The 25315-nt window shown below is 64.2% G+C and carries 28 protein-coding genes; 6 read left to right on the top strand and 22 right to left on the bottom strand.

All coding sequences use genetic code 11. From position 1 onward, the window contains the following. Nucleotides 1–98: 98 nt before the first annotated feature. From HW090_RS11345 to HW090_RS11355, 3 genes are all read right to left on the bottom strand, one after another. The gene (locus HW090_RS11345) at nt 99–2513 is read right to left on the bottom strand and encodes a TonB-dependent receptor (RefSeq protein WP_179113633.1); all 2415 of its coding nucleotides are present in this window, start codon (nt 2511–2513) and stop codon (nt 99–101) included. 85 nt (nt 2514–2598) lie between these two features. Beyond that, nucleotides 2599–3495, bottom strand: a complete 897-nt coding sequence (locus tag HW090_RS11350) for a FecR family protein (protein WP_179113634.1) — start codon at nt 3493–3495, stop codon at nt 2599–2601. Further along, nucleotides 3488–4018, bottom strand: coding sequence for a sigma-70 family RNA polymerase sigma factor (locus HW090_RS11355; protein ID WP_218673533.1), 531 nt, complete (start codon nt 4016–4018; stop codon nt 3488–3490). Before HW090_RS11355 ends, HW090_RS11350 begins: the two co-directional genes overlap by 8 nt. Before the next feature lie 491 nt (nt 4019–4509). On the opposite strand from HW090_RS11355, the gene HW090_RS11360 reads away from it, so the two are divergent. Further along, nucleotides 4510–5577 carry a 3-deoxy-7-phosphoheptulonate synthase gene (locus HW090_RS11360; protein WP_179113636.1) on the top strand — a complete coding sequence of 356 codons (1068 nt, stop codon included), beginning with the start codon at nt 4510–4512 and terminating at the stop codon, nt 5575–5577. 101 nt (nt 5578–5678) lie between these two features. Here HW090_RS11360 and HW090_RS11365 read toward each other — a convergent pair whose 3' ends face one another. The 8 genes from HW090_RS11365 to mdcA all read right to left on the bottom strand — a co-directional run bounded on the left by HW090_RS11365 (nt 5679) and on the right by mdcA (nt 12133). Further along, on the bottom strand, nt 5679–5990 hold the full coding sequence (locus tag HW090_RS11365; protein WP_179113637.1) for a YqjD family protein: 312 nt from the start codon (nt 5988–5990) through the stop codon (nt 5679–5681). Nucleotides 5991–6087: 97 nt separating this feature from the next. Next, complete coding sequence (gene mdcH, locus HW090_RS11370; protein ID WP_179113638.1) at nt 6088–7002, bottom strand: malonate decarboxylase subunit epsilon; 915 nt, start codon at nt 7000–7002, stop codon at nt 6088–6090. Continuing rightward, nucleotides 6999–7604, bottom strand: a complete 606-nt coding sequence (locus HW090_RS11375) for a malonate decarboxylase holo-ACP synthase (protein WP_179113639.1) — start codon at nt 7602–7604, stop codon at nt 6999–7001. The genes mdcH and HW090_RS11375 overlap by 4 nt, the downstream gene beginning before the upstream one ends. 4 nt (nt 7605–7608) lie before the next feature. Next, on the bottom strand, nt 7609–8406 hold the full coding sequence (gene mdcE / locus HW090_RS11380) for a biotin-independent malonate decarboxylase subunit gamma (protein WP_179113640.1): 798 nt from the start codon (nt 8404–8406) through the stop codon (nt 7609–7611). Beyond that, entirely contained in the window at nt 8403–9254 is an 852-nt protein-coding gene (locus HW090_RS11385) for a biotin-independent malonate decarboxylase subunit beta (RefSeq protein WP_179113641.1), read from the bottom strand. The genes mdcE and HW090_RS11385 overlap by 4 nt, the downstream gene beginning before the upstream one ends. After that, entirely contained in the window at nt 9244–9546 is a 303-nt protein-coding gene (locus tag HW090_RS11390; RefSeq protein ID WP_179113642.1) for a malonate decarboxylase subunit delta, read from the bottom strand. The genes HW090_RS11385 and HW090_RS11390 overlap by 11 nt, the downstream gene beginning before the upstream one ends. A 2-nt stretch (nt 9547–9548) precedes the next feature. Further along, entirely contained in the window at nt 9549–10466 is a 918-nt protein-coding gene (locus HW090_RS11395; protein ID WP_179113643.1) for a triphosphoribosyl-dephospho-CoA synthase, read from the bottom strand. Continuing rightward, nucleotides 10466–12133 (bottom strand): malonate decarboxylase subunit alpha, encoded by a 1668-nt coding sequence (gene mdcA, locus HW090_RS11400; protein WP_179113644.1) that lies wholly within the window; start codon nt 12131–12133, stop codon nt 10466–10468. Before mdcA ends, HW090_RS11395 begins: the two co-directional genes overlap by 1 nt. Before the next feature lie 213 nt (nt 12134–12346). Here mdcA and HW090_RS11405 point away from each other — a divergent pair, with 213 nt between their 5' ends. Beyond that, nucleotides 12347–13228: an Rpn family recombination-promoting nuclease/putative transposase gene (locus tag HW090_RS11405; protein ID WP_179113645.1), complete on the top strand. Its 882-nt coding sequence runs from the start codon at nt 12347–12349 to the stop codon at nt 13226–13228. Nucleotides 13229–13269: 41 nt separating this feature from the next. Here the strand turns inward: HW090_RS11405 and HW090_RS11410 are convergent, their stop codons facing one another. The 5 genes from HW090_RS11410 to trmL all read right to left on the bottom strand — a co-directional run bounded on the left by HW090_RS11410 (nt 13270) and on the right by trmL (nt 17071). Next, nucleotides 13270–13641 (bottom strand): gamma-butyrobetaine hydroxylase-like domain-containing protein, encoded by a 372-nt coding sequence (locus tag HW090_RS11410; protein WP_179113646.1) that lies wholly within the window; start codon nt 13639–13641, stop codon nt 13270–13272. 88 nt (nt 13642–13729) lie between these two features. Next, complete coding sequence (gene hslU / locus HW090_RS11415) at nt 13730–15073, bottom strand: ATP-dependent protease ATPase subunit HslU (RefSeq protein WP_179113647.1); 1344 nt, start codon at nt 15071–15073, stop codon at nt 13730–13732. Between the two features lie 71 nt (nt 15074–15144). Then, entirely contained in the window at nt 15145–15681 is a 537-nt protein-coding gene (gene hslV / locus HW090_RS11420) for an ATP-dependent protease subunit HslV (protein ID WP_179113648.1), read from the bottom strand. Nucleotides 15682–15751: 70 nt separating this feature from the next. Continuing rightward, nucleotides 15752–16570 (bottom strand): class D beta-lactamase, encoded by an 819-nt coding sequence (blaOXA, locus tag HW090_RS11425; protein WP_179113649.1) that lies wholly within the window; start codon nt 16568–16570, stop codon nt 15752–15754. A 39-nt stretch (nt 16571–16609) separates the two neighbouring features. Further along, complete coding sequence (trmL, locus tag HW090_RS11430; protein ID WP_179113650.1) at nt 16610–17071, bottom strand: tRNA (uridine(34)/cytosine(34)/5-carboxymethylaminomethyluridine(34)-2'-O)-methyltransferase TrmL; 462 nt, start codon at nt 17069–17071, stop codon at nt 16610–16612. Between trmL and HW090_RS11435 the strand changes: the two genes are divergently transcribed. After that, the gene (locus HW090_RS11435) at nt 17070–17507 is read left to right on the top strand and encodes a hypothetical protein (protein ID WP_179113651.1); all 438 of its coding nucleotides are present in this window, start codon (nt 17070–17072) and stop codon (nt 17505–17507) included. The genes trmL and HW090_RS11435 overlap by 2 nt on opposite strands. A gap of 59 nt (nt 17508–17566) precedes the next feature. Here the strand turns inward: HW090_RS11435 and HW090_RS11440 are convergent, their stop codons facing one another. The 5 genes from HW090_RS11440 to glnA form a co-directional block, all read right to left on the bottom strand. Then, entirely contained in the window at nt 17567–17929 is a 363-nt protein-coding gene (locus HW090_RS11440; RefSeq protein ID WP_179113652.1) for a hypothetical protein, read from the bottom strand. A gap of 6 nt (nt 17930–17935) precedes the next feature. Continuing rightward, the gene (locus tag HW090_RS11445; protein WP_179113653.1) at nt 17936–18178 is read right to left on the bottom strand and encodes a helix-hairpin-helix domain-containing protein; all 243 of its coding nucleotides are present in this window, start codon (nt 18176–18178) and stop codon (nt 17936–17938) included. Nucleotides 18179–18242: 64 nt separating this feature from the next. Further along, nucleotides 18243–19670, bottom strand: coding sequence for a nitrogen regulation protein NR(I) (ntrC, locus tag HW090_RS11450; protein WP_179113654.1), 1428 nt, complete (start codon nt 19668–19670; stop codon nt 18243–18245). Next, nucleotides 19667–20755 carry a nitrogen regulation protein NR(II) gene (glnL, locus tag HW090_RS11455; protein ID WP_179113655.1) on the bottom strand — a complete coding sequence of 363 codons (1089 nt, stop codon included), beginning with the start codon at nt 20753–20755 and terminating at the stop codon, nt 19667–19669. Before glnL ends, ntrC begins: the two co-directional genes overlap by 4 nt. A gap of 310 nt (nt 20756–21065) precedes the next feature. Beyond that, complete coding sequence (gene glnA / locus HW090_RS11460; protein WP_179113656.1) at nt 21066–22472, bottom strand: glutamate--ammonia ligase; 1407 nt, start codon at nt 22470–22472, stop codon at nt 21066–21068. Nucleotides 22473–22911: 439 nt separating this feature from the next. On the opposite strand from glnA, the gene HW090_RS11465 reads away from it, so the two are divergent. Genes HW090_RS11465 through HW090_RS11475 form a run of 3 tightly spaced genes read left to right on the top strand, consistent with a single transcriptional unit; the run spans nt 22912 to nt 24893 of the window. Then, nucleotides 22912–23517 (top strand): LemA family protein, encoded by a 606-nt coding sequence (locus HW090_RS11465; protein WP_179113657.1) that lies wholly within the window; start codon nt 22912–22914, stop codon nt 23515–23517. Continuing rightward, on the top strand, nt 23517–24260 hold the full coding sequence (locus tag HW090_RS11470; protein ID WP_179113658.1) for a YgcG family protein: 744 nt from the start codon (nt 23517–23519) through the stop codon (nt 24258–24260). The genes HW090_RS11465 and HW090_RS11470 overlap by 1 nt, the downstream gene beginning before the upstream one ends. Nucleotides 24261–24278: 18 nt before the next feature. After that, the gene (locus HW090_RS11475) at nt 24279–24893 is read left to right on the top strand and encodes a TPM domain-containing protein (RefSeq protein WP_179113659.1); all 615 of its coding nucleotides are present in this window, start codon (nt 24279–24281) and stop codon (nt 24891–24893) included. Between the two features lie 31 nt (nt 24894–24924). Here HW090_RS11475 and HW090_RS11480 read toward each other — a convergent pair whose 3' ends face one another. Next, nucleotides 24925–25305, bottom strand: coding sequence for a RidA family protein (locus HW090_RS11480; RefSeq protein WP_179113660.1), 381 nt, complete (start codon nt 25303–25305; stop codon nt 24925–24927). Nucleotides 25306–25315 lie beyond the last annotated feature (10 nt).

Below are 25315 nucleotides of genomic sequence, written 5' to 3' on the forward strand. Positions count from 1 at the left end.
GTACCTGCTGCAGAGAATGGGGCATTGGAGAAGAGGGGCAGGTCGTCACGCCTCCCCCTCTATATTCGCCCGGCCAGAGGCGCTTGAAGGCCTGGTCCTCAGAATTCCATGCGCAAGCCGAGCGTGGCATTACGCGGCGTGCCGTAATAGCTGGAGCCAGTGCTGGCATAGTACTTCTCGTCCAGCAGGTTGTTCAGATTCAGCGTTGCCGTCAGTTGCGAGGTCAGCGGGTAGCGGGCGAACGCATCCACCACGGCATAGTCTTCCTGGCTGAAGCGTACGCGGGCCGGTCCGGCGTTTTCATTGAAGATTTCACTCTGCCAATTGACCCCGCCGCCGACAGTCAGGCCATTGCCGATGCCGCGCAGTTCATAGCGAGTGAACAGCTTCAGGGTGTTCTGCGGGATATTGGTGTTGAGTGCCTTGCCCTTGCTGTCCTGCACGATATTGCGACTGAAACTGGCGCTGGCCTGCCAGTTCGTTGTCAGCTCACCTGACAGCTCCAGTTCGAGGCCACGGGTCTTGGTGCCCGACTCGGATCGGTAGGCCTGGCTGCCATCAGGGGCGGACTGTCCGACGAGGGAGACGGCCAGGTTGTCCTGTTCTATCTGGTAGAGCGCTATGGCGAGGTTGAGGCGGTCATCGAGGAAGGCGGCCTTGCTGCCGATTTCGTAGCTGACGCCTTCCAGAGGGTCGATGTAGCTGCCCTCCAGCGTACGCCGGCTTTGTGGCTTGAAGATGCTGGTGTAGCTGGCGTACACCGACCAGTGTTCGTCGAGGTCCTGCACCAGGCCGATGTAGGGCGTGAGGACGCCTGTCTCACCGCGGCGGGTATGGGTGACGGCACCGTTGACCAGGTTGGTGCGGTCGGCGCGGTCTTTCCAGTCGCTGACACGGGCGCCGAGGATCACCGAGAGGTCGTCGGTGGCGCGCAGGCGCACGCTGGCGTAGCCGGCGCTGTGGGTTTCCTGCTGGCTGGTACGGCTGGTGGCCGGGATCACCGGTTGGCCGGGTGTCTTTCCATCCCACTGGTAGATGTTATCGATGGTGGTGACCCAGCCGGCGTAGTACCACAACGGGTAGCCGTTGGATTTGTAGCGTGTGCGCTGATGCGAGTAACCGAACACCGCATCGTGTTCGCGCCCGAACCACTCGAAGGAGCCGTTGACGTTCAGGTCCAGTCCGGTCTGCACAGGCTTGGCCTGCCACTGGCCGATATACAGGGTCACGCCTTGTCCGGTGGCAGGGTCCACGCTGCCGCCATTGGCGAAGCCGAGCATCTCGTCGTAGTCGTAGCGTGCCCGGTTCAGGGTCAGCTTGGCTTTCCAGTTCTCCGACAGGCGCTGTTCGAGCGAGCTGAAGGCCGAGACGAAATGGCGGTTGGAGTAGGCCCAGGACGCGGCAGCTGAGTCCGAGCGTGACCAGCGGGCCTGGCTACCGTCCTTGTTGAACAACGGCAGGCCCATCTGGGCGTGCTCGTTGGCGTCATGGTGCTGTATGTCGGCACCGACCGTCAGCAGTGTGCCCGGCGTCAGGTCGGCTTCGAGCAGGCCGTAGAGGATTTTCTTGCGTTCGTGCAGGCGTTCGACGAATGAATCGTTTTCCTGGTATGCGCCGACCAGGCGTGCCCGCACGCTGCCACTCGCGTTCAGCGGTCCGCCCACATCCACTTCGCCGCGTTGGTGATCCCAGGAGCCGGCCTTGAGGTTGACGCTGCCCTTGAACGTATCTGTCGGGCGCTTGCGGACCATGTTCACCGTCGCACCAGGGAGACCGGCTCCGCTCATCAGGCCGGTGGCGCCGCGAATCACTTCCACGCGGTCATAGAGCACCATGTCCGCGCTCTGGAATATGCCGCTGTAGCCGCTGTTGAGCAGGCGCTCGCCATCGACCTGGAAGTTCTCGACGGTGAAGCCCCGGGAATAGATGCTGTTGAAGCTGCTCCCGCCGCCTGCGTTGGCGCTGACGCTCAGGCCCGGCGTCTGGCGGATGACGTCCGTCAACTGACTGAGGTTCTGGTCTTCGATGCGCTGGCGGGTCATCACGCTGATCGACTGTGGCGTTTCGCGCAGTGACAGGTTCAGTTTGGTCGCGCTGTTGCTCGAGCCACTGGTGTAGGAGCCGGTGCCCTCCGTGGTCGACAGGCCTTGCAGGCCCTGGCCGGTGATACTGGTCGCACCCAGCTCCATGGCGCTGCCGGGTGCGCTCAACGGCTGGATGCTCCAGCGGCCTTCTCCGATCGGGATCGCGTACAGGCCGCTGTCCCGCAGAAGCTGCTGCAGCGCCTGGCCGGTGCTGTAGCGGCCCTTCAGCGAAGGCGCATGGTGACCTGACAGGAGGCTGGCGTCGGCCCCGATGATGTCGCCGGTGCGTGCGGCCAGTTCGGTCAGGGCACGGTCGAGGGGCAGGCTGGGCTGATTCAGTTCGAACAGCGCATCATCCGCCAGCGCCGGAGTGGCCAACTGCAGGGCGAATGCCAGGGCGCCGAGGCGCAGTAGACGGGGGTAGGTCATGGAGGCTCCACAATGAAAAAGGTGTTCATGTGGAGTGACCGGGCTGGGCGTGAAACGGGCAGTCGATGCCTGATTTTTTTCGCGATCAGCGAGAAACGCGTACCAGCCAGGGTGTGAGCGTACGGACGCGGATCGGCAGGCTGCGCTCCAGGGTCTGCAGGGCGGCATCGGTATCATTGCTGGGCAGGACGCCAGTGAAGCGCAAGGTGGCGATGGCTTGCGTATCGACGCTCAACCAGCCGGGACGATAGCGCTCCAGGCTTTCCAGCACTTCGGTCAGAGGGACATCGCGGAAGACCAGGCGATGCCGGGTCCAGGCATCCGCATCGCTCTCGGCGGCTTCCAGCCGGCCTGGGCGCTCGCGGTCGAAGCGCAGGCGCTGGCCTTGCTCGACGGTCACGGCCTGCTGTGGATCCCGCTCCGGGCTGACCCGTATCTTCGACTCCAGCACCTGGGCCAGGCTGCTGTCCGTCTCCTGGCGGACCAGATAGCGAGTACCCAGTGCCTGTGCCGTTCCGTCCCGGCTGACCACCCGGAACGGCCGGGCTTGTGGGTCGGGGCGGACTTCGGCCAACAGCTCGCCCCGCAGCAACTCGATACGCCGCTCCCGCTCGTCGTAGTGGATATTGATGGCGGAGCGGCTGTCCAGGGTGATCCGGCTGCCATCCTCCAGGGTAATCTGGCGCACCTCGCCGAGGACCGTGCGCTGGTCGGCCAGCCAGTGCGCGGGCTGCACGGTATAGGCGCCGGCCAGCAACACCGCGAGGACGGCAAGCGAGGTCGCGATGCGCTTGCCCGGTCTTGTCGGTGTCGAAGGGGGCAAGCCGTTCCAGAGCATTTCCATCTGACGGTATACCTGCTCGTGGCGTGGGTCCGCCTGGCGCCAGGTGTGGCACGCGTCCTGGGTTTCGGCCGATTGTTCATCGCCCAGACGCACCAGCCAGGTGGCGGCCTCTTCACGGATACGGTCCAGCTCAGACATCGCTCGATGCCTCCGGCAGGAGGCGGGCGTGGCAGTGGGCCAGGGCCTTGGCCAGGTACTGCTTGACGCTGCTGGTCGAGACGCCGAGCTGTTCCGCGATCTGTGCATAGGACAAGCCGTCGACCCGGGCCATGAGGAAGGCTCGGCGTGGTTTCTCGTCCAGTTCTTCGCAGAGCATCAGCAACACCCGCTCCAGCAGGTGGCGGGTCGCATACAGGTGCTCCGGTCCTGCTTGATCCTGGTCTTCCAGCAGGATTGCCATGCTGCGCAGGGTTTCTTCCTCGACACGGCGGCGGCGGTACTGGTTGATCAACAGACGGTTGGCGGTCACCAGCAGGTAGGCACGTGGTTCGCGTAGCGTGGGCAATTCCTCGAAGGCGAGCAGCTTGAGGAAGGTATCGTGGGAGGCATCCGCCGCCGCATGCGGGCAGCCAAGCTTGCGCCGCAACCAGCCCGACAACCAGCAATGGTGTTCGCTGTAGAGCGTGCGAATCCGTTGCCTGAGCAGGAGCGGTGCAGACATCATGAAGGCATCTATAAAATGATAATTCTTCGCATTGTGTTGCAGTAAAAGGTCGCTTGGCAAGCTTGAAGCGTGCTGGCCAATGCGGTAAGTTGCCTCGCAGTCACAGGAGAATCGCCATGTCCAACGCCCTTTGCATGTCTCGCCCCGATACCTCGGCGGTGTCCGTGCGCGCGGCTGGTCGTGGTTTCTTTTATGGGTATTGGTTTAGCCGCATGAGCGCCTGATACCCCGAGCAGGCGCCCCGTATCCAGGGCCGCCGCCAGACACGTTCCCAGAACCCCCGGTCGGCAACCCGATCGGGGGTTTTGTTTTTTACCCGCTGAACACGCAAACAGAGGATTCGACCATGTACGCACACCACGCTGCCTACCGCCCTGCCTACCGCACCTTCTGGCGATTTACCCAGGCTTGCCGCCCACTCGAACCCAATCGATCACTAGGTTAGTGGCGGGCGCGGAACAGAACCGCGCCTGCCGAGGACTATCAGAATGAATGCCGTTTCCGCCCCATTGCCGCAATGCCCTGTCAGTGCCGAAGACCGACGTGTCAGCCTGCCCCTTCCTGCTCCCACCGAACTGCGCCAGCGCCTGGCGCCCGCGATCGCCAGCGTACGCCGTGTGCATGAGGCCCGTGATGCCGCCCGCGCGATCATCCGTGGCGATGACCCGCGCCTGCTGGTGGTGATTGGCCCCTGCTCGCTGCATGACCGCGACAGTGCCCTGGAATACGCCGAGCGTCTGGCTCGTCTGGCCGGGCGGGTCGAGGATGAACTGCTGCTGGTGATGCGCGCCTATGTGGAAAAACCCCGCACCACCATCGGCTGGAAGGGCTTGCTCTACGATCCGCACCTGGATGGCAGTGGGGACATGGCCGAGGGCCTGGCGCTGTCACGGCGGCTGATGCTGGACATCCTCGACAGCGGCCTGTCGTTGGCCAGCGAGTTGTTGAATCCACTGGCGGCCGGTTACTTCGACGACCTGTTGAGCTGGGCGGCCATCGGTGCGCGCACCAGCGAGTCGCAGGTACACCGGGAAATGGTCAGCGGCCTGGCATTGCCGGTGGGCTTCAAGAATGGCACCGATGGCAGTGTCGCCATCGCCTGCGATGCGATGCGCAGTGCGGCCCACCCGCACCGGCACCTGGGTGTCGACGACAATGGCCGGCCGGCGCTAATCGAAACTGCCGGCAATCTGGACACGCACCTGGTGCTGCGTGGCGGCCAGCAAGGGCCGAACTACGACGCCGCATCCGTTGCCGAGGCGCTGGCGCGTATGCGCAAGCAGGGGATCGAGGCCGGCATCATGGTCGATTGCAGCCATGCCAACAGCGGCAAGGACCCGGCGCGCCAGCCCCAGGTATTCGAGAGTGTGCTGCAACAGCGCCTGGCGGGGCAGGACGCCCTGCGCGCGGTGATGCTGGAAAGTCATCTGTTCGAGGGTTGCCAGCCGCTGTCCGGGCAATTGCGCTATGGGGTTTCCATAACCGATGGCTGCCTGGGATGGGATGACAGCGAGCGCCTGCTGCTGGATGCCGCTCGGCGCTTGCGTCGGTCGTGACGGTAGTGACTACCGGCGTGTAGGGTGCGCACCTGGGCGGTGAAAGCGGTGCGCATGGCGCACCCTACGGCGGTTCGGCTTCGTGAGGACTTGGACAGGTCTTAACGGCGGCTGGCCAGGTAGCCGACCAGGGCCACGGCGCCGGCCACCAGGGCCACGGTGGCCACCGGATGTTCGCGGGCGCAGTCCTTGGTCGCGCGTCCGACCTGGCGGGTCTTGCGCGACAGTTCGGCACAATGCTCATCCAGATTGTGCTCCTGCCAGAGCGACTGGAGGCGCGAACGCAGGCCGTCCAAGTGCTTGCGCGACTCATGTGCAGCGTCGTGCCCAAGCTCTTCCAGCGCGCTGGTCAGGTTCTGGATTTCCCGCTCGATCTCGTCACGGGTGGTGGGTTTGCGGCTGAGTAGCGACATGGGTGTGGCCTCCCTTGATTGAGTGTGAAGGGTTGGACCAGAAAACTCGCCAGACGTGCGCCGCTGTCTTATGCCTTGCATCGTGTGGTCATGACACCTAGCGATCCTGCTCCTCGCGCAGCAAGGCCAGCAGGCTGTCCAGGCGGGTGCCTTCGAAGGCGACCAGGCGCCCTTCGATGAAGGTCTGGCGAGCCAGGCCTGTGAGTACCGCGCCTGGCGGCAACTCGACCTGCAGACGTACACCGCGCTCATAGGCACTGCGCACCGTACCGGCCCAGTCGATGGGGCGGCACATGTTGTAGAGCAGATCGCTGCGGATGGCTTCGGGTTTGTCGAGGGCGCGCGCGTTGCTGCCACTCAGGTAACGCAGCCGGGGTGGGCGCAGGGTGATGCTGTCGAAGGCCCGTGCCAGCTCCTCGGCAGCCTTTTCCAGCAGCGGGCAGTGCGACGGGGTGCTGACGGCCAGGCGTCGTACACCGGAGGCTCCCTTCTGGCGCGCGGCTTCGCCAAGCTCGCGCATGGCCTGTTCCTCGCCGGACACGACCAGTTGTCGGGGCGCATTGACGTTGCCCAGGTAGATTTCCTGGCCACGCTCACGTGCCTGTTCCAGCAGGGGTTCGAGATCGCCGATTTCCATTCCGAGGATGGCGGTCATGCCATATCCGGTGGGGTGGGCGTCGTGCATCAACTGTCCGCGCAATGCGACCAGGCGCAGTGCGTCATCGAAGTTCAGGCTGCCTGCCGCGACGGCAGCGGCATAGGCGCCGATCGACAGCCCGGCCGCGTAACCTTCCAGCACGCCAGCCTGTTCCAGGCGTTGTGCCGCGCAGACACCGGCGATCAGCAGGCAGAGTTGCACGGCTCGGGTCGAGCGCAGGGCCTCGGCGTTGTCCAGCCGTTCGACCGGCTCGCCCAGCACGGCGCTGCAATGGTCGAGAAAGTCATGTGGCAGGTCGCGCAACATGCCTTCACGTTGCGCGCCCTGGCCGGGAAACGCGAACAGGGTACTCATGGGCAATCCTCCCAGGGGTCGGTGCTCAGTCTTGGCCCTTCGCAGGTCTTGATCATGACCCGGCCCGCCTGCCCGGCCCATTCCGCCAGGGCCACGCCGCCAGCGGGGGTCTGCAATTGCACGTCGATGCGGCAGGCGGTATTGCGCAGGCTCTGTAGCAGTGTTTGCGCGACGGTGCGTGGCAGGCGTCGTTCGGTGCGCAGCAGCAGGTCGAGGTCGCTGCCGGTATGGGTGACGACCTGCCCGCTGGCCAGTTCGAAGGCGGCGCTGCCGGTAATGCCCCAGGCCAGCCCGATACGGTCGAGGACTGTCCGCGCCAGGCGTGCCGCATGCCACACCGGCAAGTCACGCGGGCGATCGCCGCAGGCTCGTAGTTGCTCCGGCATCAGGCTACGCGAGATATCCGCCAGGGGCATCCAGAATGCCAGGCGTTCGCCGCGACTGTTACCCCGCAGGCCTACGGCGACCAGGCCGTCGCGAGCGGGAGCGCGCCGCACGACGACCGGTGGTGCTGTTTCCAGCACCGTGCGACACCAGGCGGGCGCATCTTCCGGCAGGTGCCGGGCATGACACCCCCAGAGCAGATCGTGCGGGCGGTACATGGCGCTACCACTGCTCGCGCAGGCGCTCGCGCACCAGGCGCGACGATGCGCGGTTGGCAGCGTTCAGGCGGCTGGAGAGGTCCCGTGTGTGGTGATAGATATCGTCCAGTGCCTGGGCCAGTGTCTTGCGCACCAGTTCCAGATCGGCGGCCCCTGGCTGGCGTACATCGAGGATGCGCCAGAGCAGTCCGAGCGAGGCGTAGCTGTCGATGTCATAGGCCATCGGCGGGATCTGCCGCGCCAGCTCCTCCAGGGCTTCGACGCTGCGCAAGGTGATGCGCGCCGCCGACTCCTTGCCCATGGCATGCACCATCACCGCCGGGTCGCGCAGGGCGATCATGCGGTTGGCCTGGTAGCCGTGGGCGAGAAAGGCGCCGGACATGGCCTTGCCGACCAGCAGGGCGATGACCGGGTGGCCCGCCTGGCGCGCCCGGGCGTAAGCATCAACGGCGCCTGCCAGGGACTGGTGGATGCCGAAGGCTTCCTCGCGGCGGCCATAGGCTTGGCTCGGGACGTCGACGATGGCGATCAGGGCGCGTTTCTGCGAGCCGCTGGCATCGGCTTCGATGGCCTGATCCACAGCCTTGCCCAGGCCCCAGCCTTCCAGCAGGCCGGTTTCGCCATTGCGTGCCCGTGGAAACGGGTTCTCGGCATCGGGTACCACCGCCAGGTAGCGCACCGGCTGGCCGTCCAGGGTGCTGTCGGCGACCCGCAGCGAAGCGGGCAGGCCTTCGATGCAGGGTGCTTGCCCGGCCAGTGCCTGGAACCAGTTGAGACCGCGTTGCTGTTGCTGTGTGCTCATGGGCGCGCTCCTTGATAGGCCAGCCTGACGCCGGCGCCGTCGGCCTGGGTGGATGTATCGATGGCTTGCAGGCGTTCGAGGTACCAGGCATGGCGACGGCTGCGTTCCAGCGCGGGCTTGCCCTGGCGCAGCAGTTCGCTCAGCTCGTCGTGGATCGCCTGTACGTCGTCGTCGACATAACGGTCGGCCAGGCCGCTGGCGTAGCGTTGCTCGCCACCGGTCAGGCTCCAGATGAAGGGGCGGTCGCGCGAGTCGTATTCCTCGACGCCGGCCTCCTGTTCGATCACCTGTGGCCCGTTCAGGCCCAGGCGGGCTTCGCGGGTGACCACCAGATAACTGCACAGTCCGGCGGCGATGCCCATGCCGCCGAAGCAGCCGACGCTGCCGGCGATCAGGCCGATGACCGGCTGGTACTGGCGCAACTCGACAATGGCCGAGTGGATCTCTGCGATGGCAGCCAACCCGAGGTTGGCCTCCTGCAGGCGTACGCCACCGGTTTCCAGCAGCAGGATGGCGAGGGTCGGAATGCCCTGGCGGTTGTCTTCCACTGCCAGCTCCAGTGCCCCGGCGATCTTCGCCGCGCCCACTTCGCCCATGCTGCCGCCCTGGAAGTTGCCTTCGATGGCGGCGACCACGGCAGGCTTGCCGTCCAGGGTGCCTTTGGCGATGACCACGCCGTCGTCAGCCTGGGGCACCACGCCCTGGGCTGCGAGCCAGGGCGACATGATGCGTTGGAACGGATCGAGCAGTTCGCGGAAGCTGCCGCTGTCCAGCAGTGCCTGGATTCGCTGGCGCGCGCCCAGTTCGACGAAGCTGCGGCGTTGCAGCAGGGCGCTGTTATTGGTCATGGCCGATCTCCTCCAGCCCTTGTTCCAGGCGCAGGCGTACCACGCCTGGCGTGGCGCCGAAGTCATGGATATCGATGTTCAGCGCCGGTGGACGCTGCTCTTCGAACATACGCTCGAAGAGTTGTTGCCAGCGCGAGGCGCTGCCGTTCACCGAAGTCACCACCTGTATTTTCAGGCTGCCGTTCTCGCCCGGTTCGAGCAGGGCTTCGAGGTCGCCGGAGCCGACGCAGCCAACCAGGGCGCGTGCCTTGGCCGGTTCGCCAGCGGGAAAGACGAAGGACAGGGTTTCCATGTTCACGATCTCCCAGTCTGCGCCGGCATCTGTGCCAGGCGGTCGAGAAAAAGGGTGGCGGCCAGCAGGTCGGCGGCACCGCCAGGGGAGGCGCGCAGCGCCAGCATGTCGCGCTCCAGTTCGCGCAGTTGGCGACGGCCGGCCAGTTGTGCGCAGCCACCGGCCTGCAGCACTTTGCGCGCGCCTTGTTGCATGCTGTTCAGGCCGGCCATGCCGGCGCGGTGCAGCACGCAGGTGTCGGGCAAGGTGGTCATGATCGCCAGCAGGGCATCAAGCTGGGCGTTCTGCTCACCCGCCGCATTGGCACGGCTGCGGCGCAGTTGCACCAGGCCGTGCTGGATAACGGCGGGAAAGCCTTGCTGAGCCTGTTCGCGTGCGCCGGGGACACCGTAGCGGCGCCGTACTTCGGCGCCATGGCTGCCCTGTCGCACGGGCAGCGCGGGATCATCCAGCCTTGCCAGTGTTGCGGCCCGTGCAGCGACGGCGGTGGGTTCAAGGTCATCGGGGCGTATGGCGGCGGCACTGCTCAACAGCCCCAGGGCCCAGATCGCCCCTCGGTGTGTATTCACGCCGCCGGTCACGCCCAGCATACGGGTTTCGCCTTCGCGACCGAGCCGGCCCACGGTAGCCCGCAGGGCGCTGTCCAGAGCGGTGTGTTGCTGCGCCGCCTCGGCCATGGCCCGGAAGGTCGGCCACAGTGAATGTGCCGAGTCGATCATCAGCGCCAGGTGCAGGTCGTCGTGCGCCCCGCTGCCGCGCCGGTCGACCAGTCCGGGCTTGGGCGACAGGTTGGCCTCGTCGAGCAATGCCTGCACGGCGAGGTCGGCCAGGCGTTCAGCCAGGCTGGGCGAGGCCTGGGTTCTCAGGCGCGGACGAGACGTTGGCCCGTCAGTGGGGAGGGTTGCGATCAGTGCGCTCATCACCAACTCCTGAATTTGCCTGGCGGGTTGTAGAGGCCACCGGACCACTCGACCAGTTCGGCGATGCTTTTCGCCGCCAGCAGTTCGCGGCTGGCATCGGTGCGGCGAATGCCGAGGTCTTCCGGCAGCGCGATCAGACCCTCGCGGCGCATGCGTGCGGTGTCCTTCGGATCGTGGCGCTGACCGATGCTGGTGATACCGGCAACCGCGGCGATCATCGCCTGGCGCTCTTCCAGCGAGCGGGCCTTGTACAGGTAGGCGATGCCTTCCTCGGTCAGCAGGTGGGTGACGTCGTCGCCGTAGATCATGATCGGCGCCAGCGGCATGCCGGCCTTCTTCGCCACGTCGACCGCGTCGAGGCGTTCGACGAAGGTGGGTTTGCCGCCTTCCTGGTAGGTTTCGACCATCTGCACCACCAGCTTCTTGCCGCGCTCCAGCAGGGTCACGGGGCCTTCGCCACCTGGTGTGGCCATGTCCAGCCAGGCTGGGGTGCTGTGGCGACGGCCGCGTGGGTCATGGCCCATGTTCGGTGCGCCACCGAAGCCGGCCAGGCGGCCACGGGTGACGGTGGAGGAGTGGCCATCGCCGTCCACTTGCAGGGTGGCGCCGATGAACAGGTCCACCGCGTATTGCCCAGCCAACTGGCACATCATGCGGTTGGAGCGCATCGAGCCGTCGCGGCCGGTGAAGAACACGTCCGGGCGCTGGGCAATGTAGTCCTCCATGCCCAGCTCGGTGCCGAAACAGTGCACGCTCTCGACCCAGCCGGTCTCGATGGCGGGAATCAGCGTCGGGTGCGGGTTGAGGGTCCAGTTGCGGCAGATCTTGCCCTTGAGCCCGAGCTTCTCGCCGTAGGTCGGCAGGATCAGCTCGATGGCGGCGGTGTTGAAGCCGATGCCGTGGTTGAGCGACTGCACGTTGTGCTTTTCGTAGATGCCACGGATCGCCATCATCGCCATCAGTACGTGCACCGGCTTGATGTGGCGCGGGTCGCGGGTGAACAGCGGCTCGATGTAGAAGGGCTTGTCCGCCACCACCACGAAGTCCACCCAGGAGGCCGGAATGTCCACGCGGGGCAGTTCGTCGACGATCTCGTTGACCTGGAAGATGACGATGCCGTCACTGAAGGCGGTCGGCTCGACCAGTGCCGGGGTGTCCTCGGTACTTGGCCCGGTGTAGATGTTGCCGTGGCGGTCGGCCTGGAAGCCGGCGACCAGCGCGACGTTGGGGATGAGGTCCACCAGCAGCCGCGAATAGAGTTCGATATAGGTATGGATGGCGCCGACTTCCAATTGCCCGTCTTCCAGCAACTGGCTGATGCGCAGGCTCTGCGGACCGGCGAAGGAGAAGTCGAGCTTACGCGCGATGCCACGCTCGAACAGGTCGAGGTGTTCGGCGCGACTGACGCTGGGCATGATCATGTGCAGATCGTGCAGGCGCTGCGGATCGACCTTGGCCAGAGAGCGGGAGAGGAAGTCCGCCTGTTTCTGGTTATTGCCTTCCAGTACCACACGATCACCGGGGGCGATCAGGGCTTCGAGTGCGGCGACGATCCTGTCACTGGGCAGGACCACACCATCGGCGAGCGCGCGTACCTGATCGATCCGTCGTGCTTTCTCGGCACGGCGCCGCGACCATTGCGGCGGTGGGGATATTGTTGTTGTCATGACGACTCCACTGTTTCCGCTATGTGGAGCGCACTTTAGAAAGTCGGCTCGGGTGCCATCAATCAAGCAGGGCGGGTGATTATTAACTTTTGGGTAATTGTTCCGAAATGCTCGTGCATAGCGTGATGCAGTTCTCGTTTCCGGACTTTTCCATTTGCCCCGTCCCTGCTTGCCACTTAGGTTCGAACGGCCCACTGCAGCAGGGACACTGCCATGACAGCCCTACTCGATCCCAAGAACGACTTCGTCTTCAAGCGGCTCTTCGTGGGGGCGCCGGAGATATTGGCGGACCTGATCAACGCCGTGCGCAGTGCCGCGCCCCCCATCGAAGTATTGGAAATCCTCAATCCGAACATCGAGCCCGGCGAGTTGCATGGCAAATTCATCGTATTGGATATCCTCGCCCGCGACCCGCAAGGTCACCGCTACAACATCGAGATGCAGGTGCGCCGCCATGCAGACTACAGCTTGCGCAGCCTCTACTACCTGGCCCGCACCCTCGGCCAGCAATTGCACAAGGGCGATGACTACAGTGACCTGAAACCGGTGGTTGGCATCCACCTGATGGATTTCGAGTCATTCCCCGAAGCGCAAGCCCACTGGCATTTCGAACTGCGCGATCGCCTGCATCCACACGTCAGGATCGACGGGCTACACTTGCACTTGATCGAGCTGCCCAAGGCCGATCGCCTGGGATGTTCGCTCAACGGAGCCTTGGCAGACTGGGTTGCCTATTTCGAACACTGGCAGGAGGAGAGCGTCATGCAAGGTATCCAGCACCCACCTGTACGACAGGCCCTGGAAGAACTCCAGCAACTGTCCGACGATGCCGAAGCACGGCGCCTGGCGTTCGTCCGCGAACGCGCGTTGCGTGACGAACTCAGCGAACTCCGTGCCGCCCGTGCAGAAGGCAGGGAAACTGGCCGGGATGAGGGGCGTATCGCCTTGCTGGAGAAGCAATTAGGCCTGAAGTTTGGCCCATTGCCGGAGGCGATTCGGGAACGGTTGCACGGTGCCGGCCGGGATGAACTGGAGTTATGGGCCGAGCGTGTGCTGTTCGTGGAGCAGATGGACGCCGTATTCGCCGAGGCATGACGTGTGATCGTCATGCCCACCGCCTTTGACGCTCCCAGCCGTCAGAGCATCAACCGTACCACTGACTCGTCCGGATCGCGTGAGCGCCCGGCGCGCTCCAGTTCGGCGAGGTAGTCGGCCCACAGGCTTTCCTGGCGGGTGGCCAGTTCGTACAGGTAGTCCCAGCTGTAGAGGCCGCTGTCGTGGCCGTCGTCGAAGATCAGCTTCAAGGCATAGTTGCCCGCTGGCTCCAGACCGGTCAGGGCGACGTTCTGCTTGCCGTATTGCAGCACCGGGTTGCCGTGTCCCTGGACTTCCGCCGAGGGCGAATGCACGCGCAGGAATTCGGCACCCAGGTGGTAGCGGTCCTGGCCGTATTGCAGTTCCAGGGTCTTCGAAGCCTTGTGCAGCTTGATGGCGGAGGGAATACGCATGAAATGGATGCCGAAAAGAGCGCAGAAGGCTGAAGGCTGAACGGAAATCGATGTCCCGTCCAGCGTTCAGCCCATGGCGACCAGCGGTTTAGAGGATATAGCGCGACAGGTCTTCGTCCTGTGCCAGTTCACCGAGGTGGCTGTTGACGTAGGCCAGGTCGATGCGGATGGCTTCACCGTTCTGCTGGCCGGCGAGGTCGGCGGCGCTGAAGGACACCTCTTCCAGCAGACGCTCCAGCAGGGTGTGCAGACGGCGGGCACCGATGTTCTCGGTCTTCTCGTTGACCTGCCAGGCGATCTCGGCGATGCGCTTGATGCCGTCCTCGGCAAACTCGATGTGCAGGCCCTCGGTCTTCAGCAGCTCGCGGTACTGCTCGGTCAACGAGGCGTGCGGCTCGGTCAGGATACGCTCGAAGTCCTGCGGGCTCAGCGCCTTGAGTTCGACGCGGATCGGCAGACGCCCCTGCAACTCAGGCACCAGGTCGCTGGGTTTGGACAGGTGGAAGGCGCCCGAGGCGATGAAGAGGATATGGTCGGTCTTGACCATGCCCAGCTTGGTGTTGACCGTGCTGCCCTCGATCAGCGGCAACAGGTCGCGCTGTACGCCTTCACGGGACACGTCGGCGCCACCGGTGTTGCCGCGCTTGGCCACCTTGTCGATTTCGTCGATGAAGACGATGCCGTTCTGCTCCACCGCCTCCAGGGCGCGGGCCTTGAGTTCTTCCTCGTTGACCAGGCGTGCGGCTTCCTCGTCACGCACCAGCTTGAGCGCATCCTTGATCTTCAGTTTGCGGCTCTTCTTCTTGCCCTTGCCCATGTTGGAGAACAGGTTCTGCAACTGGCTGGTCATTTCCTCCATGCCGGGCGGCGACATGATCTCCACGCCTGCTGGTGTCTCGGCGACCTCGATGTCGATTTCCTTGTCGTCGAGCTGGCCTTCGCGCAGGCGCTTGCGGAACAACTGGCGAGTGTTCGAGTCGGTCGGCGTTGCTGCTTCCTCGCCGAAGCCGGTGGGGCGGGCGCCGGGCAGCAGGGCATCGAGGATGCGCTCTTCGGCGGCGTCCTCGGCGCGGTGGCGCATCTTCTGCACTTCCTGTTCGCGCAGCATTTTCAGCGCGGCATCGGCCAGGTCGCGGATGATCGATTCGACATCGCGGCCGACGTAGCCGACCTCGGTGAACTTGGTCGCCTCGACCTTGATGAACGGCGCATTGGCCAGGCGTGCCAGGCGCCGGGCGATCTCGGTCTTGCCGACGCCGGTCGGGCCGATCATCAGGATGTTCTTCGGTGTGACCTCCGGGCGCAGTTCGGGGGCGAGCTGCATGCGCCGCCAGCGGTTGCGCAGGGCGATGGCCACGGCGCGCTTGGCGTCATCCTGGCCGATGATGTGGCGGTTGAGTTCGTGGACGATCTCGCGGGGTGTCATGGACATGCAGGTACTCCAGGGCCGGGCGTGCGGGGCGATTGTTCACGATCTGGCGGGGCGAGACCGTGATGGGGTGCTCAAACCTCGCTGTCCAGCTCTTCGATAGTCAGGTTCTGATTGGTGAAGACACAGATGCTGCCGGCAATGTTCAATGCCGTTTCGGCAATTTCGTGGGCGCTCAGTCCGGCGTCTGCCTTGAGCAGCAGCGCGCGCGCCGCGGCCTGGGCGAAACCGCCGCCGGAGCCCATGGCGATCAGGTCGTCCTCGGGCTGCACCACGTCGCCGTTGCCGGTGATGATCAGCGAAGCGTCTTTGTTGGCCACCGCCAGCATGGCTTCCAGGCGACTCAGGGAGCGGTCGGTGCGCCAGTCCTTGGCCAGTTCCACGGCGGCACGTACCAGGTGGCCCTGGTGTTTCTCCAGTTGCCCTTCGAAGCGCTCGAACAGGGTGAAGGCATCGGCGGTGGCGCCGGCGAAGCCGGCCAGTACCTGGCCGTGGTAGAGACGGCGGACCTTCCGGGCGTTGCCTTTCATCACGGTGTTGCCCAGGGAAACCTGGCCGTCGCCGCCCATGACGACTTTGCCGTTGCGGCGAACTGAAACGATGGTGGTCAAGGGGGAATCTCCGCTCAGCGGGGCAGGCACTGCCCGAATGTGTGGGATATGGGGGAAGGCATGGCGATTTTCAACGCACGGCCTTTCCAGCTTGAGTGCCGCTGTCGAGCAGGCCGAGTGCGCGCAGGCTGGCCTTGCCGATTTCGAGGCGCTTGGGCAGGGCGGTTACCGGGTCGGGCATGTCGATGTTCAGGGCGAAGCTGTAGAGGCGTTCGCCTTGCTCCACCCAGCCGACCCACCAGCCGATGTTCGGCTGGTCACTATCGTTCCAGCCGGTCTTGCCGTAAAGCGTCCAGCCCTCGCCCGACTCCAGGCGCACGATCTCCCGTACCTGGGCCTGGGCCTGCGCGGGGAACGGCAATTCGCCCCGGGCCAGGCGTGCGAGCAGGTGCGTCTGTTCGACTGCGCTGATCTTCAAGGGGCCTACCAGCCAGAAGTTGTCCACCTGGGTGCCGATGGTCTGGTTGCCGTAGCCCAGGGCGCGGACGCCTTCCTGCATGCGTTGCTGGCCGATGCGTCGTGCCAGTTCCTGGTAGATCGGTACGTTGGAGGCGCGAATGGCATCGCGCAGGCCCATGTCTTGTTCCCAGGCCTTGAAGGGCTGCGGCTGGCCACCGTAGGGCAGGACTTCATCGACACTGGCGACCGCGCCGCTGGAGAGGCCGATCAGGCTGTTGGCGATCTTGAAGGTCGAGGCGGGGATATAGCGGGTCGTGGCACGCTGGGCGTCGACACCAGTGAGTCGTTGGGTGGATGCATCGTAAAGGGCGAAGGTGCCGGTGACGCCGGCTTGCGCGAAGATCGCGGCAACCGCTGGGCTTTCTTCGAAGTCGCTGGCCATCGAGGGCGCGGCGAACAGCAGGGTCGCCGCGAGGAAGAGACTGCGCATGGTGTTTCCTTGTAGCAGAAGGGTGAACAATTCCTGTCTTCAAGACAGGGCGAAGCCTTGCTGGCGCCAAGCTTCGAATACTGCGACCGCCACACTGTTGGACAGGTTCAGGCTGCGATTGCCGGGTTTCATCGGCAGGCGCAAGCGTTGCCCACTGGGCAGTGCTTCGCGTATGTCTTCGGGCAGGCCGCGGCTTTCCGGGCCGAACAGAAAGGCATCGCCTGGCTGGAAGGTTATTTCGTGGAAGGGCTGCGAGCCCTTGGTGGTGAAGGCGAACAGGCGCGGTTGGCCGAGTTTATCCAGGCAGCTCTGCAGGTCGGCATGGCGCTGTACGGAGGCGTATTCGTGATAATCCAGCCCGGCACGGCGAAGGCGCTTGTCGTCCAGCTCGAAGCCCAGCGGCTCGATCAGGTGCAGGCTGCAACCGGTATTGGCGCAGAGCCTGATAATGTTGCCGGTATTGGGCGGAATCTCCGGCTGGAAAAGGATCACATGGAACATGCGCGGCACCGAAACTGAAAACGGCGAGCATTCTACGCTGGAAGACCCAAGGCCGCGTTTGCGCCGACGCTTTTTTGCCTCGCTGGTGCTGCTCGGGGTCATGGTCGGGATGATGATCGGGCGCGTGACCCAGCAGTCGGATGAGGTCCATTTACTGGAAGTTGAGCCCGTGGGCGCCGGGTTGCAGCTTTGGTTCGATGAGGAGCCGGAGGTGCAGGAACTGCCTGTCGAGGGTGGTTTCGTGCTCGCCATTGCTGCCATGGGGCAACCGGCCAGTGGGTATCTGGACAGCCCCGCTGGCCGTGTCAGTTGGCGTTTGCAGGTCTCCGGCCAGACGCTGCAACTGCGCCTGACCGCGCTGCATGCCTTGCAGGTCGATTGGCTGGGTGAGTCGGATAAGCGAGGCTGGCGACTGGACGTACGGGTAGGCGGGTGAGCTTGCCCGTGCCTGCTATTCACTCAGGCAACGGTGGGCGGTGGCATAGCGTTCATCCCTCAGGCTACCTCCTGAAGATTCGCCAGTGGCACCCAGCCATGCTCGGTGCCCTCGACCGGCCTGCACCAGAGCCAGCCATTCAATATACGCAGTCCGAGCAGCGTATCGCCTTTGCGCACGTCCAGTTCCCGCGCCGTATAGTCCTCGCGGGCAAATGGTGCCTCGCTGGCGAGGCCTTCGATGATCTGTACGGGAACCCAGCCGCCCTGTTGCCCTGGCGTCGTGCAGAAGTACCAGTCATCCCAGCCTTCCGGTCCGGTGTATCGCTCCCCAACAGCCAGGGGCGCACCCATGACGAAGGTGATCGGTTCGGGGTACTCGCTTTCATGGGGGAGGATGACGCGGTAGATACCTATGCTCATGTGCCCCTAGGCCCGCTGACACGACTGGGCCAGGTCGATTGCCGCCTGGATGGCAGCGCGCGCCTGAGGGCTGTTCTTCCAGCAGGTAGAACCGACGATGGCGGAAGCCTGACTGACGATGTCCAGGGCACTGGCCTGGCTCAGTTCCAGCAGTGACGAAAAACCCATCTGCTCCAGGCGCGTGACCACGGTAGGGCCGACGCCTTTTACAGCCAGTAGCGCCTGGCGTTCTTCCGGCGGGAATGACATGAAGACCTCACGATGATTGTTCGAACATCGTGTTTATACCGTATTGCCTGGGCGCAGGCTTTACCTACGCCTCGTCGCCTTCGTCATCATCGCCACCCATGCCCAGTTCCTTGATCTTGCGGGTCAGGGTGTTGCGCCCCCAGCCCAGCAACTGGGCGGCGTCGCGGCGGCGTCCTGCGGTGTGCTTGAGGGCGGTCTCGATCATGATGCGTTCGAAGGCTGGCACGGCTTCATCAAGCAGGCTGGACTGGCCACGGGTCAGTGCCTGGTCCGCCCAGCTGCGCAATCCCTGCTCCCAGTTGCCCGAGGGCTGGGTCTCGCTGCTCTGGTGCAGCAGTTCCGGTGGCAGGTCGTCGATGTGCACTTCACGGCCCGAGGCCATGACGGTGATCCAGCGGCAGGTATTCTCCAGTTGCCGCACGTTGCCGGGCCAGCCGAGGTTGCGCAGGTATTCCTCGGTTTCCGACTTGAGCAGCTTGGGCTCCACGGACAGTTCCTGGGCGGCGCTGGCGAGGAAGTGGCGGGCCAGCGCGGGGATGTCTTCGCGACGATCGGCCAGGCGCGGGATATGGATACGGATGACGTTGAGACGGTGGAACAGGTCTTCACGAAACTTGCCAGCCTGCACCAGGGTTTCCAGGTTCTGGTGGGTGGCGGCGATGATGCGCACGTCGACCCGCACAGGCGTATGGCCGCCGACCCGGTAGAACTCGCCGTCGGCCAGGACCCGCAGCAGGCGGGTCTGAGTGTCGGCGGGCATGTCGCCGATCTCGTCGAGAAACAAGGTGCCGCCGTCGGCCTGCTCGAAGCGGCCCCGGCGCTGGTTGGCGGCCCCGGTGAAGGCGCCTTTTTCATGGCCGAACAGCTCCGACTCCATCAGGTCCTTGGGGATGGCCGCCATGTTCAGGGCGATGAACGGTGCCGCCGCGCGCGGGCTGTGGCGGTGCAGGGCGTGGGCCACCAACTCCTTGCCGGTGCCGGACTCGCCGTTGATCAGTACGGTGATATTGGAGTGGGACAGCCGACCGATGGCGCGGAACACCTCCTGCATGGCGGGTGCTTCGCCGATGATCTCCGGTGTACGCGGCTGTTCGATCACTGGCGCCTGACTTTGTTGCTCCAGAGCGTGCAGGCAGGCGCGCTTGACCAGCGAGACGGCTTCGTCGACGTCGAAAGGCTTGGGCAGGTACTCGAACGCGCCGCCCTGATAGGACGCCACCGCGCTGTCGAGGTCCGAATGGGCGGTCATGATGATCACCGGCAGGCGCGGGTAACGCTCGCGGATCTGTGCCAGCAGGTCGAGGCCGCTCGGCCCCGGCATGCGGATATCGGAGATGATCGCGTCCGGCTGCTCGCGTGCCAGGCGGCTGAGCACGCCGCTGGTGCTTTCGAAGCTGTGGGTGGTGATGCCTTCCTGTTGCAGCGCTTTCTCCAGTACCCAGCGGATGGAGCGGTCGTCGTCGACGATCCAGACGGTTTCGCTATGGCTCATGAGGGCGTTGCTCCTTTGTCCAGTTCCAGCGGCAGGAAGATCGAGAAAGCGGTGTAGCCCGGGTGGCTTTCACATTCGATCAGGCCCTGGTGCTGGCTGACGATGTTCTGGGTGATGGCCAGGCCCAGCCCGGTCCCATCGGGACGGCCACTGACCATTGGGTAGAAAAGCGTGTTCTGTAGTTCCAGCGGAATGCCCGGGCCGTTGTCGACGATCTCGATACGCGCCACCAGGCGGTGCCGGGTATGGCCGATGGTGAACTGGCGCAGGGTGCGGGTGCGCAGGGTCAGCCGCCCCAGCCCCAGTTCGACCTGGCCGGCCAGTGCCTGCATGGCGTTGCGCATGATGTTGAGTACGGCCTGGATCATCTGTTCGCGATCCATCAGCACTTCCGGGATGCTCGGGTCGTAGTCGCGGGTCAGTACCAGGCGCCCCTGGGATTCGGCATCCAGCAGGCTGGCGACGTGCTCCAGCACCTCGTGGATATTGGTCATCGACAGCGATGGCAGCTTGTTCGAGCCGAGCATGCGGTCGACCAGGTTACGCAGGCGGTCGGCCTCTTCGATGATGACTGCGGTGTAGTCGTGCAGGTGTTCATCCGGCAGCTCGCGGGCCAGTAGTTGCGCCGCGCCGCGAATGCCGCCCAGCGGATTCTTGATTTCATGGGCCAGGCCGCGCACCAGCATCTTGGTGGTTTCCTGGGTGGAAAGCTGTGCCTCCTCCTTGCTGATGCGCAGCAGGCGGTCGCGAGGATGGACTTCCAGCAGCAGCATGGTGTCCTGGCGATTGAGGATCGGCGTGACCGCGTAATCGACGGTCAGCGCCTGGCCGGTGGCCGAGGTCAGCGTGGCTTCGCGCTTGGTGAACGGGTGTGCCCGCTCGACGGCCTGGCGCAAGGCGGTCAGGGCTTCCGGCGACTCGGTGAACAGCTCGCTGATGAACTGGCCATGGCTGCGCTGACCACTGACCGCCAGCAGCATTTCCGCGGCCGGGTTCATGTATACCAGGCGCAGCCTGGAGTCCAGCAGCAGTGTGGCGGTGGTCAGGTTCTCGATCAGCAGGCGTTGCAGGGCTTCGTTGATCATGGCGGTCGCGTCCTGTATGTCCGGCATCAAATGCAAGAAGCAAACCACTTTCCGTAATGGCGGTGTTTCGGGCTTCTGCTCCCTGTCTCCAGGTGATTGCATGGGATATTGCACCAATATAGTGCAATGCGCGCACGCTGAAAGGGCGCGCGGATGAAAGTGCCAGGACGTGGCGCTTCGATGGCAAGCGAGTCGTGCAGGCATGCACCGTAATCGTACCGGGGCATGCCTGCCTCGCTGCACGCTGCCCTATTACGGGCCGGAAATGAAAAGGCCACCCGAAGGTGGCCTCATGTCGCGCTCGCAGGTATCAGACGCTGTAGTACAGGTCGTATTCCAGCGGGTGAACGAAGGTGCGGACCTTGATCTCTTCTTCGCTCTTCAGGGCGATGTAGGCGTCGATGAAGTCATCGCTGAACACGCCGCCCTTGGTCAGGAAGCTGCGGCCCGCATCGAGGGCTTCCAGCGCTTCTTTCAGGCTGCCGCAGACCTGCGGGATTTCCTTGGCCTCTTCCGGCGGCAGGTCATACAGGTTCTTGTCGGCGGCATCGCCAGGGTGGATTTTGTTCTGGATACCGTCCAGGCCGGCCATCAGCAGTGCAGCGAACGCCAGGTAGGGGTTGGCTGCCGGGTCCGGGAAGCGCGCTTCGATGCGGCGGGCTTTCGGGCTGTTGACGTAAGGGATGCGGATCGAGGCGGAGCGGTTGCGAGCCGAGTAAGCCAGCATGACCGGAGCCTCGAAGCCCGGAACCAGACGCTTGTAGGAGTTGGTCGACGGGTTGGTGAAGCCGTTCAGCGCCTTGCCGTGCTTGATGATGCCGCCGATGAAGTACAGGGCGGTATCGGACAGGCCGGCATAGCCTTCACCGGAGAAGGTGTTCTTGCCGTCTTTGGCGATGGAGATGTGGACGTGCATGCCCGAACCGTTGTCGCCGTACAGCGGCTTCGGCATGAAGGTAGCGGTCCTGCCGTAGGCATCGGCGACGTTGTGCACGACGTACTTCAGGGTCTGTACTTCGTCGGCCTTGGCCACCAGGGTGTTGAAGGCAACGCCGATTTCGTTCTGGCCGGCGGTGGCGACTTCGTGGTGGTGCACTTCGACTTTCAGGCCGAACTCTTCCAGTGCGTTGCACATGGCGGTACGGATTTCATGGTCGTGGTCGACGGGCGGCAGCGGGAAATAGCCGCCTTTGACGCCCGGACGGTGACCTTTGTTGCCGGTTTCGAAGTCGGCGTCGGTGTTCCAGGAAGCCTGCTCGGAGAAAATCTTGAACATCGAGCCGGAAATGTCGGACTTGAACTTCACTTCGTCGAAGATGAAGAACTCAGGCTCCGGGCCAACGAAGGCGGTGTCGCCGATGCCGGTGGACTTGAGGTATTCCTCGGCGCGGCGGGCGATGGCGCGTGGGTCGCGATCGTAGCCCTGCATGGTGGAAGGCTCGATGATGTCGCAGACCAGGATCAGCGTCGGCTCTTCGGTGAACGGATCGAGCACGGCGGTGCTGTCGTCCGGCAGCAGGATCATGTCGGAAGCCTCGATGCCTTTCCAGCCCGCGATGGACGAGCCGTCGAACATCTTGCCGCTTTCGAAGAAGTCTTCGTCTTCGGCTTCGCGCGCAGGCATGGTGACGTGCTGCTGTTTGCCTTTGGTATCGGTGAAGCGCAGATCAATCCACTTCACGTCATGGTCTTTGATCAGTTGAAGCGACTTCGACATGGTGTTCTCCAAGTGGTGGAAGCGGGACAGGTTGCTTCCTAATCAGGGGTGAAGCCGGGCGGCGATGTTCCGCGAAGGCGACCTGCCTCACAAGGGAGCAAATTATATGCCAGTGCCTGGAAATGGTCTTGTACTGCGTGCGAATCGGGCTTTGCGTGGGGATTTGGCCGTCTATCGGCAAGAGCGGGAGGATATTTGCCCCTTTATGGTGCGGAAGGTGAGTGGTTAGGCCTTCTTTTGGTGCGGAGAGGGCTGTCTGTCCACATTGCTGGGTGGCTGATGATGCGGGGGAAACGTTTCGCCCTCTCCCCAGCCCTCTCCCGCAGGCGGGAGAGGGGGTGGCGTGAGGTATCCCTACAGATGCTGCCGGGTGAGAGATGAACTCTTGCCCTGCTGCGCTATTCTTATGGGCTCTATCTCCTGTCACTGGAAATGCACCATGCGCGCAACCTTCTTTCGTCACATCGGACAAGTTATGGCCGTCGTCCTGTTTTCCTGGATGTTGGCCGGCTGCGGGATCAACAACATTCCCACCTATGACGAGCAGGTCAAATCCGCCTGGTCGCAGGTCGAGAACCAGTACCAGCGTCGCGCCGACCTGATCCCGAACCTGGTGGAAACGGTCAAGGGCTATGCCGCCCACGAGCGGGAAACCCTGAGCGCAGTGATCGAGGCGCGAGCCAAGGCCACATCGATCCAGGTCGATGCCAGCACCCTGGATGACCCGCAGCAGATGCAGCGCTTCCAGCAGGCCCAGGGCCAGTTGAGCAGCGCCCTGAGCCGCCTGATGGTGGTGGCCGAGCGTTACCCTGACCTCAAGGCCAACCAGAACTTCCTGGCCTTGCAGTCGCAGCTCGAAGGTACCGAGAACCGCATCGCCGTGGCGCGCCGCGATTTCATTGCCTCGGTCGAGCGCTACAACACCGAGATTCGTACCTTCCCTGGCCGTATCTGGCACACGCTGATGTATAGCGATCTGCAAGTGCGCAACAACTTCGAGGCGACCAGCGAGAACGCCGACCAGGCGCCGCAAGTGAAATTCTGATGAGAGTCCTCCTCGCGCTTGGCCTGCTGCTGGCGTGTTGGGTTGGCCCACTGTCGGCCCAGCCCCTGCCTGAGTTGACCGGGCGGGTGGTGGACCAGGCTGCCCTGCTCGATGCGCCGACCCGTGCGCGTCTGGTTGAGATGCTCACCGCTCACGAGCAGCTCAGTGGCGAGCAGGTCGTGGTGGTGACTGTGCCTGAGCTGCAAGGGCGCTCCATCGAGGATTTCGGCGTCGCCCTCGGGCGGCACTGGGGCATCGGTCAGCAGGGCAAGGACAATGGCGCCCTGCTGATCGTGGCCCGCGATGAGCGGCGTATCCGCATCGAGGTGGGTTATGGTCTAGAAGATCGCCTGACCGATGCGCAGTCTTCTCTGATCATCAACGCCATCATGGTACCGGCCTTCCGTCAGGGCGACTTTGCCCGTGGTATCGAGGAAGGTGCCGCCGCCATCGTGCAAGTACTCGGTGGCGACCCGCTGAGCGTGCCGGAGCAGGCCGGTGGGGTCGCGAGTGAAGAACCCGATGCGCGTGGCATCCTGCTGTTCTTCCTGATGCTGGCGGTGATTCTCTTCCTCAATGGTCGTGGCGGCGGCGGTGGGCGCCGTGGGCGTGGCAATGCGGCCTTGCTGGGAGCGTTGCTCGGCGGTCTGAGTGGCGGTGGCCGTGGAGGTTTTGGCGGCGGTGGCGGCTTTGGAGGTGGCGGCGGTGGTTTTGGCGGCGGCGGTGCCTCCGGTGGCTGGTGACTCTACGGTGGATGTGCGATGACTCTTCTGACGCAAGCGGAACAACAACAGGTCGCCGACCTGATCGAGCGTATCGAGCAGGACACCGATGCCGAACTGGTCACGGTGCTGGCGGCGCGGGCCGACGATTACCGGTATATCGCGCTGCTCTGGGCCGGGCTGCTGGCCATGCTCTTGCCGGGCGGGCTGCTGTTCTTTTCCGGGCTGGCAGCCTGGGAACTGCTGTTGGTGCAGTGGTCGAGCTTTATCGTGCTGGCCTTCGTGCTGCGCATTCCGGCGCTGACATCGCGCTTGATCCCGCGTGCGGTGCGCCACTGGCGGGCCGGCAATCTGGCGCGGCGGCAGTTCTTCGAGCGGGAGCTGCACCACACCCAGGCCGGTACCGGCATGCTGATTTTCGTGTCGGAGGCCGAGCGCTATGTAGAAATCCTGGTCGACCAGGGGATCTCCAGCCGGATCGATGATGCAGCCTGGGCTTCGATCATCGAAGCGTTCACTGCCGAGGTGAAGGCGGGGCGGACACTGGCCGGTTTTCTCGGTTGCATCGAGTCGTGCGGGGAGTTGCTGCGCCGGCATGTGCCGCTGACCGAGCCGCGCAACGAGTTGCCTGATCGGCTGGTGGTGATCGAGTAGGAGCGGCTAGGGCCGCTCCTGCGGTGCCGGGTTATTCCAGGACCAGAATCGCGTCCATTTCCACCTGGGCATCCTTGGGCAGCGCGGCGATGCCGATGGCTGCACGGGCCGGGTAGGGCTGCTGGAAGTAGCGCCCCATGACTTCGTTGACGGTGGCGAAGTTGCCCAGGTCGGTGAGGAAGATGTTCAGCTTGACGATGTCCTTTAGCGAGCCGCCTGCTGCCTCGGCCACTGCCTTGAGGTTTTCGAAGACTTGCACGGTCTGGGCTTCGAAGCCTTCCACCAGGGTCATGCTGGCCGGGTCGAGAGGAATCTGGCCGGACAGGTAGACAGTATTGCCGGCCTTGATCGCCTGGGAGTAGGTGCCGATGGCGGCAGGGGCCTTGTCGGTGTGGATGACGCTCTTGCTCATGAAATTCTCC

Source organism: Pseudomonas sp. ABC1 (assembly GCF_013395055.1).
Taxonomy (GTDB): Bacteria; Pseudomonadota; Gammaproteobacteria; order Pseudomonadales; family Pseudomonadaceae; genus Stutzerimonas.